At 75.1% G+C, this 7,279-nt stretch carries 9 protein-coding genes and 1 riboswitch; of the genes, 3 read left to right on the top strand and 6 right to left on the bottom strand.

Annotated elements, in window-relative coordinates:
• The 4 genes from WDZ17_RS09445 to WDZ17_RS09460 all read right to left on the bottom strand — a co-directional run.
• Positions 1 to 402, bottom strand: a 402-nt coding sequence (locus tag WDZ17_RS09445; protein WP_339574897.1) for an ATP cone domain-containing protein, incomplete at its 3' end; no start/stop codon positions are given.
• A gap of 123 nt (positions 403 to 525) precedes the next feature.
• A riboswitch (cobalamin riboswitch) is annotated at positions 526 to 776 on the bottom strand.
• Positions 777 to 1,095: 319 nt separating this feature from the next.
• The gene (locus WDZ17_RS09450) at positions 1,096 to 3,297 is read right to left on the bottom strand and encodes a heavy metal translocating P-type ATPase (protein ID WP_422631928.1); all 2,202 of its coding nucleotides are present in this window, start codon (positions 3,295 to 3,297) and stop codon (positions 1,096 to 1,098) included.
• A 172-nt stretch (positions 3,298 to 3,469) separates the two neighbouring features.
• On the bottom strand, positions 3,470 to 3,679 hold the full coding sequence (locus tag WDZ17_RS09455; RefSeq protein WP_339574899.1) for a heavy-metal-associated domain-containing protein: 210 nt from the start codon (positions 3,677 to 3,679) through the stop codon (positions 3,470 to 3,472).
• 34 nt (positions 3,680 to 3,713) lie between these two features.
• Positions 3,714 to 4,037, bottom strand: a complete 324-nt coding sequence (locus WDZ17_RS09460) for a metal-sensitive transcriptional regulator (RefSeq protein ID WP_339574900.1) — start codon at positions 4,035 to 4,037, stop codon at positions 3,714 to 3,716.
• A gap of 137 nt (positions 4,038 to 4,174) precedes the next feature.
• Here WDZ17_RS09460 and WDZ17_RS09465 point away from each other — a divergent pair, with 137 nt between their 5' ends.
• The 3 genes from WDZ17_RS09465 (at position 4,175) to WDZ17_RS09475 (ending at position 6,509) form a co-directional block, all read left to right on the top strand.
• A complete protein-coding gene (locus tag WDZ17_RS09465; protein ID WP_339574901.1) occupies positions 4,175 to 4,801 on the top strand; it encodes a dihydrofolate reductase family protein in 627 nt (208 codons plus the stop codon).
• A 380-nt stretch (positions 4,802 to 5,181) separates the two neighbouring features.
• Positions 5,182 to 5,610 (top strand): hypothetical protein, encoded by a 429-nt coding sequence (locus WDZ17_RS09470; RefSeq protein WP_339574902.1) that lies wholly within the window; start codon positions 5,182 to 5,184, stop codon positions 5,608 to 5,610.
• Positions 5,611 to 6,191: 581 nt separating this feature from the next.
• Positions 6,192 to 6,509 carry a ribbon-helix-helix protein, CopG family gene (locus WDZ17_RS09475; RefSeq protein WP_339574903.1) on the top strand — a complete coding sequence of 106 codons (318 nt, stop codon included), beginning with the start codon at positions 6,192 to 6,194 and terminating at the stop codon, positions 6,507 to 6,509.
• 43 nt (positions 6,510 to 6,552) lie between these two features.
• Here the strand turns inward: WDZ17_RS09475 and WDZ17_RS09480 are convergent, their stop codons facing one another.
• Positions 6,553 to 6,933 carry a type II toxin-antitoxin system VapC family toxin gene (locus WDZ17_RS09480; protein WP_339574904.1) on the bottom strand — a complete coding sequence of 127 codons (381 nt, stop codon included), beginning with the start codon at positions 6,931 to 6,933 and terminating at the stop codon, positions 6,553 to 6,555.
• On the bottom strand, positions 6,930 to 7,172 hold the full coding sequence (locus tag WDZ17_RS09485; protein WP_339574905.1) for an AbrB/MazE/SpoVT family DNA-binding domain-containing protein: 243 nt from the start codon (positions 7,170 to 7,172) through the stop codon (positions 6,930 to 6,932). Before WDZ17_RS09485 ends, WDZ17_RS09480 begins: the two co-directional genes overlap by 4 nt.
• Positions 7,173 to 7,279 lie beyond the last annotated feature (107 nt).

Here is a 7,279-nt window from a genome sequence, read left to right on the forward strand (position 1 = left end):
GGGGTCGGGCAGCGCCGCGGCCGCGGCGCGCAGGCGGGCGTGCTCCTCGCGGTAGAGTACGTAGGAGCGGGCGACGCGGTGCTCTCCCGAGCGCATGAGGGCCAGCTCGACCTGGTCCTGGATCTCCTCGACGTCGACGGAGCGGCCCGCGCCGTAGCGGCGCTCGAGCGCGGACACGACCTGGCCGGTGAGGACGTCGACGAGCTCGCGGACGCGGCTGCTGCCGCCGGCACCCTGGCCCTCGACGGCGAGGAAGGCGGCGCGCATGGCGGCGGAGATCTTGGCGGGCTCGAAGGGGGCGACGCCGCCGTCACGCTTGAGGACGGCGATGCGGGTCGGCCGGCCCGCGGGGGTCTGCGGTGCGGCGGGTGCGGCGGCCGGCCGCTCGGCGGTCTGGGTCATCGGTGCTCTCTCCTCGCGAGCCGTGGGCCCGGCGCTGCGCGAGGGATGCCGACGAGGGCGCACGAGGGGTGCGCACGACGTCGCCACGAGCCCACCCGCGAGGCCCCGGACGGCGCGCGCCGGCCGGCGCGCGCACCGGAGGCAGGTCTTCGGACTCGCGGGCGCGGGTGCTCTCGCACCCTCCTACTGGCCGTCGCTTCCCGGGCTCTCACCCAGTGCTGCGACCCGCGCCCGACGTGCGTCGGGCACCGGTGACGGCGGTCGTTCCCACTCACCGCTGCGGGGCAGTCCCGGAGTCGCACCGGGTTCCCTCTTGCCCCGACCACCCCCGCCGTAGCGACGAGGAGGGCCGGACCTCCAGCGCCGCTGACACTACATCCGGGGGCCGACGACGCAAGCACCCCAAGATGTCGTGTCGGCGTGTCGCCCGTCGTCCACAGGCCGTCCCCTGCTCGTCCCCCGCCGAAGGCTGGTTCTCCCCCGCCCGTCCACCGCCGCGTCCCCAGGCCCGCCGGTGCCCCTCCCCCTCGTCCCCTTCCCACCCCCTCATCCCTCCCCCTCCCCCCTTCCCCGCCCCTTCCGCACTTCGACGACTTCTCGTCGCAGAAGGCGGGGATCCACGACATGAAGTCGTCGAAGTGCGAGAAGGGGGACGGAGGGCGCCGGGGGGTAGGGGGTGATCGGGGGTGGTCGTCAGCCGACCGCGCCGGAGCGGGAGCGGAAGCGGCGCAGCCGCAGGCTGTTGGTGACGACGAAGACCGAGCTCAGCGCCATGGCGGCGCCGGCGACCATCGGCGTCAGCAGGCCGGCGGCGGCCAGCGGGATCGCCGCGACGTTGTAGGCGAACGCCCACACGAGGTTGCCGCGGATGGTCCGCAGCGTCGCGCGGGACAGCCGGACGGCGTCGGCGGCCGAGCGCAGGTCTCCGCGCACGAGCGTGAGGTCGGACGCCTCGACGGCGACGTCCGTGCCGGTCCCGATGGCGAGGCCGAGGTCGGCCTGCGCGAGGGCGGCGGCGTCGTTGACGCCGTCCCCGACGACCGCGACGACGTGCCCCTGCTCCTGCAGCCGCCGGACGACGTCCACCTTGCCGGCCGGCAGCACGCCGGCGACGACCTCGTCGACGCCGACCTCGGCGGCCACCGCGCGCGCCGCGGCCTCGTGGTCGCCCGTGACGAGCACCGGACGCAGCCCGAGCTCGCGCAGCTGCCGGACGGCGTCGGCGGACGTCGGCTTGACCGTGTCGGCGACGACGAGCAGGCCGCGCGCCGCGCCGTCCCACCCGACGGCGACGACGGTGCGCCCCGTGGCCTCGGCGTCGGCGCGGGCGGCGACGAGGTCGGGCGGCAGGTCGAGGCCGCGCTCGGCGAGCAACCGCGGACGGCCGACGACGACGGCCCGGCCCTCGACCGAGCCCTCGACGCCGAGCCCGTCCCACGAGGCGAACCCCACGACCTCGGGCAGGCCGTCGCCCGCCGCGGACGCCACGGCGCGGGCGACCGGGTGCTCGGAGGCCGCCTCGAGCGCGCCGGCGGTCCGCAGCACGTCGTCGCGCCCCTCCCCCGCCGCCGGGACGACGTCGACGAGCGCCATCCGGCCCGTCGTCACCGTCCCGGTCTTGTCCAGGACGACGACGTCGACGCGGCGCGTGGCCTCGAGGACCTCGGGCCCGCGGACGACGACGCCCATGCTCGCGCCGCGGCCGGTGCCGACCATGAGCGCCGTCGGCGTCGCCAGCCCGAGCGCGCACGGGCAGGCGATGATCAGCACGGCGACGGCCGCGGTGGCCGCGGCGGCCCACCCGCCGCCGAGCAGCACCCACCCGGCCAGGGTCGCGACGGCGATGCCCACCACGACCGGCACGAAGACGCCGGAGACCCGGTCGGCGAGGCGCTGGACCTGCGCCTTGCCCTCCTGCGCCCGCTCCACGAGGGCGGCGACCTGCGCGAGCTGGGTGTCCGCGCCGACCTTCTCGGCGCGGACGACGAGCCGGCCGCCGGCGTTGACGCCGCCGCCCGGGACCGCGTCGCCGGGACCGACCTCGGCGGGCACCGGCTCGCCCGTGAGCGCCGACACGTCGACCGCCGACGCACCGTCGACGACCACGCCGTCCGCGGCGACCTTCTCGCCCGGCCGGACGACGAAGAGGTCGCCCACGGCGAGCTCCTCCACCGGCACGCGGACCTCGGTCACCGCGTCGTCGACCCGGCGACGGACGGCGACGTCCTTGGCCCCGCTCTCGAGCAGCGCGCGCAGGGCCGCACCGGCCCGACGCCGCGAGCGCCCCTCGAGGTAGCGCCCGGCGAGGACGAACGTCGTCACCCCGGCAGCGGCCTCGAGGTAGATGGACCCGCTGCCGTCGGCGTCCCCGGCGAACCAGGTGAAGGAGTGCGTCATGCCGATCTCGCCGGCGCTGCCGAGCACCAGCGCGTACAGCGACCACAGCAGGGCGGCGAGCGTCCCCAGCGAGACGAGCGTGTCCATCGTCGCGGCGCCGTGCCGCAGGTTCACCGCCGCGGCGCGGTGGAACGGCCAGCCGCCCCAGGCGACGACGGGCAGCGCCAGCACCAGCGAGATCCATTGCCAGCCGGGGAGCTGCCAGGCCGGGACCATCGCCAGCGCGACGACCGGCACGGTCAGCACCGCCGAGACGAGCACCCGACGGCGCAGCGGCGCCAGCGCGTCGTCCTCCTCGACGACCACCTGCGGGCCCTCGGGCTGCTTCTCCCGGGCGGTGTAGCCGGCGGACTCCACGGCGGCGACGAGCGTCGCGACGTCCGTGCCCTCCGGGGCGGTGACGCGGGCGCGCTCGGTCGCGTAGTTGACCGTCGCGGTGACCCCGTCCAGCTTGCCGAGCTTGCGCTCGACCCGGGCGGCGCACGAGGCGCAGGTCATGCCGCCGACGAGCAGGTCGACGCTGACGCCGGCCTGCGCGCCGTCGGCGTCGGGCTGGGCGGCGGCTCGGGCGTCCGAGGGACGGCGGGTGGCCGGGGGCATGGGTCCTCCTCGGACGAGGTGGGTGGTGCCGGCGGGTCGGTCAGCGCCGGGTCGGTGAGCGCCGGGTCGGTCAGGCGGGGGCGAGGGAGTACCCCGCCTCCTCGACGGCTGCGGCGACGGCGGCGTCCGCGACGTCGTCCGTCGCGGTGACGACGAGGCGGCCCGACGGCAGGTCGACGTCGACGCCGCGGACGCCGTCGACCTCGGAGACCTCCTCGGTGACCGAGCGGACGCAGTGCTCGCAGGTCATGCCGGTGACGGTGTAGGTGGCGGTGCGCATGGTGGTCTCCTCGCGGGGTGGGACGGTGGGGTCGTCAGCTGCGGACGAGTCGCGCGATGGCCTCGGAGGCCTCGCGGACCTTGGCGTCGGCCTCGGGGCCGCCGGTCGCGACGGCATCACGGACGCAGTGCGCGAGGTGCTCCTCGACGAGGCCCAGGGCGACGTTCTGCAGCGCCCGGGTCATCGCGGAGACCTGCGTGAGGATGTCGATGCAGTACTGCTCCTCGTCGACCATCCGCTGCAGGCCGCGCGCCTGGCCCTCGACGCGCCGGAGCCGCCGCAGGTACTCCTGCTTCTGCGTCAGGTAGCCGGGCGGCGTCTGCTCCGTCGCCCGCTCCTGCTGGTCGGTGCTCGTCATGACGTCCCCTCTCGACCCGGAAACCCTACCCCCGTGGGGTATGCAGCACCGGCGACCGCTCGTGCCTTCCCGGTCGTGGCCGTGCCCGCCGCGGCGGTCGCCGATGAGTGCGGCGGCGCCGCGACGTCCACCACGTCATGAGCGGACGCATCGTCATCGACCTCTTCAGCACCCTCGACGGCGTGGTCCAGGGGCCCGGCGGTCCCGAGGAGGACGTGGAAGGGGGATTCGCCTACGGCGGCTGGCAGGCTCCCCTGCTCGACGACGCGGTCGGCGAGCAGGTCATGGCAGGTATGTCGGAGATGGACGCCCTCCTGCTCGGCCGGAAGACCTACGACATCTTCGCCGGCTACTGGCCCACCCAGGACGAGCGCGACACGGACGTCGCGCGCACCTTCAACCGCATCCCGAAGTACGTCGTGTCCCGCGGCGCCCCCCGCCTCGACTGGGAGGGCTCCACCCTGGTGGGACCGGACCTCACCGCGGAGGTCGCCGCGCTGCGCGAGCGGCACGCGAGCGTGCACGTCGTCGGCAGCGCCGAGCTCGCGCGCACGCTGGTGGCCCGGCGCCTCTTCGACGTCCTCAACCTCTGGGTCTACCCGGTCGTGCTGGGACCGGGGAAGCGGCTGTTCCCCGACGACGGGCCGTCCCTGGGGCTGCGGCTGCTGCAGCCCCCCGTCTCCGGCGGCGTCGCCGTCCTCCTGCGCTACGGGCCCGGCGAGGAGGTGCGTACGGGCGACATGACCACCGACGACCGGCCGTGACGCCGGTCAGCGCCACAGCACCCGTCCACGGGAGCTGCCCGGAGGACCTCTCCTGGATGCGTCCGGCCGGTCGGCGGCGAGTCGAGAGGCGATGCTCGGCGAGCTGGTCGGTGGTCCGGACCTCGTGCCTCGAGCAGCCTGCGTGAGTTCTCCTGAGCCGGTGCGTAGCGGTGCCGATCGTGGGACAGGTTGAGGCGATGGCGGTCCCGACGATCCCCCACCGACGTGAGCGCTGCCGGCAGGCGCCCGCGCCGCTACGGGCCCGCGGTCGGGGAGCCGCCGCCGCTGGTGGACCCCCGCCGCTGGGGCAGCCTCGTCGGCCTGGCCGGCGGCACGGTCTTCGTCGTGAGCTACGCACGGCGCTCGGGGCCGGCATCTCGGTGCTCACCGGGGTGCTCGCGGTCGGCGGCGTGCTGACGGCCCGCTTCGCGCACTACGTCCGCCCGTCGGCGCTGGGACCGCTGTCCCGACCACGTCCCGTCGCGCTGCTCGTCTACGGCGCCTGCGTCGTCGGCGAGCTGGTCGTCATCGCCGTCGGCTCGGCGGTCCTGGAGGCCCTCGGGCGGGGCGAGCTGCGTCCGTCGTTGATCGCGGCCGTCGTCGGCGTGCACTTCCTGCCCTTCGCGAGGGCCTTCGGCGAGGCGATGTTCTCCCTCCTGGGCCGCGTGGTCGCCGGCCTGGGCGTGATCGGGCTCGTCCTGGGCGCGCTGGGCGTCACCGATGCCGCCGAGGCCTTCGCCGTGCTGGCCGGGCTCGCCATGGTCGCCGTCGTCGTCCGGTACGCCTTCGGGGGCTGGAGCTGCGCCTGACGAGGGGACCGCGGCGCGCGACCGCTGGAGCTCGGGCACGAAGGCGCGCTGGTCGTCCCCGGCGACGCCCCTCGCCCGGTCACGTCGTCTGGACCACGCAGGTCCGCTGTCGCCCCCTGGTGCAGCGGGCCCCAGGTCGAAGGAGTCGCCGAGTCGTCGTCGGGCGCTGGTACCCGGGACACGCCGATCGCTGACCGGTCGGCGTCCCGCTGACGAAATCGTCTGCTGGGACGACCGGCGGCTTCCTGTAGCGCGTCGCGCTACGCACCCAGACGTGGCGGCGAGGCGGTTGTGGTGGGACGACGAGGACGCCCACCACATCCGCACCCGCTCGACTCGCTACCCCGGTGCGACGGACATCGAACCCGGATGGGCACTGCAGGCGAACCAGGACCCGGCGCGGGTGGTCCGCGACCCGGACCCGCGGACCAAGGGCGGCCTACGTGCGTCCCGTCGGCTACTCCCCGGATGCCGGCTTCGTCCTCCCGTGATTATCGACCCGCACGACTACTAGGGCGTGACGGCCTGGAAGACCCGCGGGGCCGACCTCCGCGACTACCTCGAGAGACGGGACTCCGCTGATGACTGACTCCGACCAGACGACACGCCGCGCCCGGCACGAGGCGATCCTCGCCGAGGTTGCCGTCGAGGAGGCCGAGGCCGCCGAGGCCGAGACCGTCGAGAAGGCCACGGCGCTGGACGTGCCGATGCACCTGCGCATCGACCGAGACCTCGACCAGCGGCTGCGCCGGCGTGCCGACGACGAGCACGTGCCCGTCTCCGCGCTGGTGCGGCGACTGCTGCGCCAGGCCCTGCAGCAAGGGTCCGCCCCCGTGTCGGCGACCGAGGTCGAGACCATCGCCCGCCGTGTTGCCCGGGAAGAGCTCCAGCACCACTGACCCCAGCTCCCGGACGCTCTTCCGACGTGTCACTCGGGATCATCTACCGGAGCAACTCAACGCGGACGGGCAGGTCCAGGTCAGCCCAGGCCCGGTCGGCGGTCAGCACGTGGGCAGGGTCGCTGCGCACCGTCAGTGCCAGGCAGCAGCGGTCGCCCAGGGACAGCGAGCGTGCACCGGGCAGGCCCCGCATCGCCCCGGCCAGCTCCGCGTCGGCCTCGGTGACGGGTTCGACGGTGACCCCGGCGGAGGTCAGCAGCTCTCGCAGGCGCGAGGTCGCCACCTGCGCGTCGACCAGCTTGCCGACGACCTCGGCGAGGTTGGCAGCCCCCAGCACCGAACCGGGCAAGGCAGCCATGACCACGTCGGCGCCCGGTTCGTCGTGGAGCAGGGCCAGGACGGCGGAGGCGTCCAGGACGCTCATTCGCCGGCGGCGGCCTGGCGCCGCTCGGCGAGCAGCTCCTCGACCAAGGAGCGCGAGCCTGGTACGCCGGCGGCAAGTCCGCGCAGCTCGGCGGCGGCGTCCTGCTGACGCTCCAGGACGAGCCGGCGACCGCTCAGGTGCAGGTGCAGGCGGTCGCCAGGTGCCAGGCCCAGTGCGCTGCGCACTTCTGCGGGGATGACGAGACGTCCTTGCTGCCCGAGAACGAGAGTGGCATCCATCCCGCTAGCGTGGCACGAGTAGGTGGCCCGTGCCACTGAGTACGACATCCGGCGTCCGATAGCCGATCCTCAACTGACACGCGCCTACGTCAGCAAGGGCGTCGGCG

The organism is Pseudokineococcus basanitobsidens (genome assembly GCF_037482545.1).
GTDB classification, from domain to species: domain Bacteria; phylum Actinomycetota; class Actinomycetes; order Actinomycetales; family Quadrisphaeraceae; genus Pseudokineococcus; species Pseudokineococcus basanitobsidens.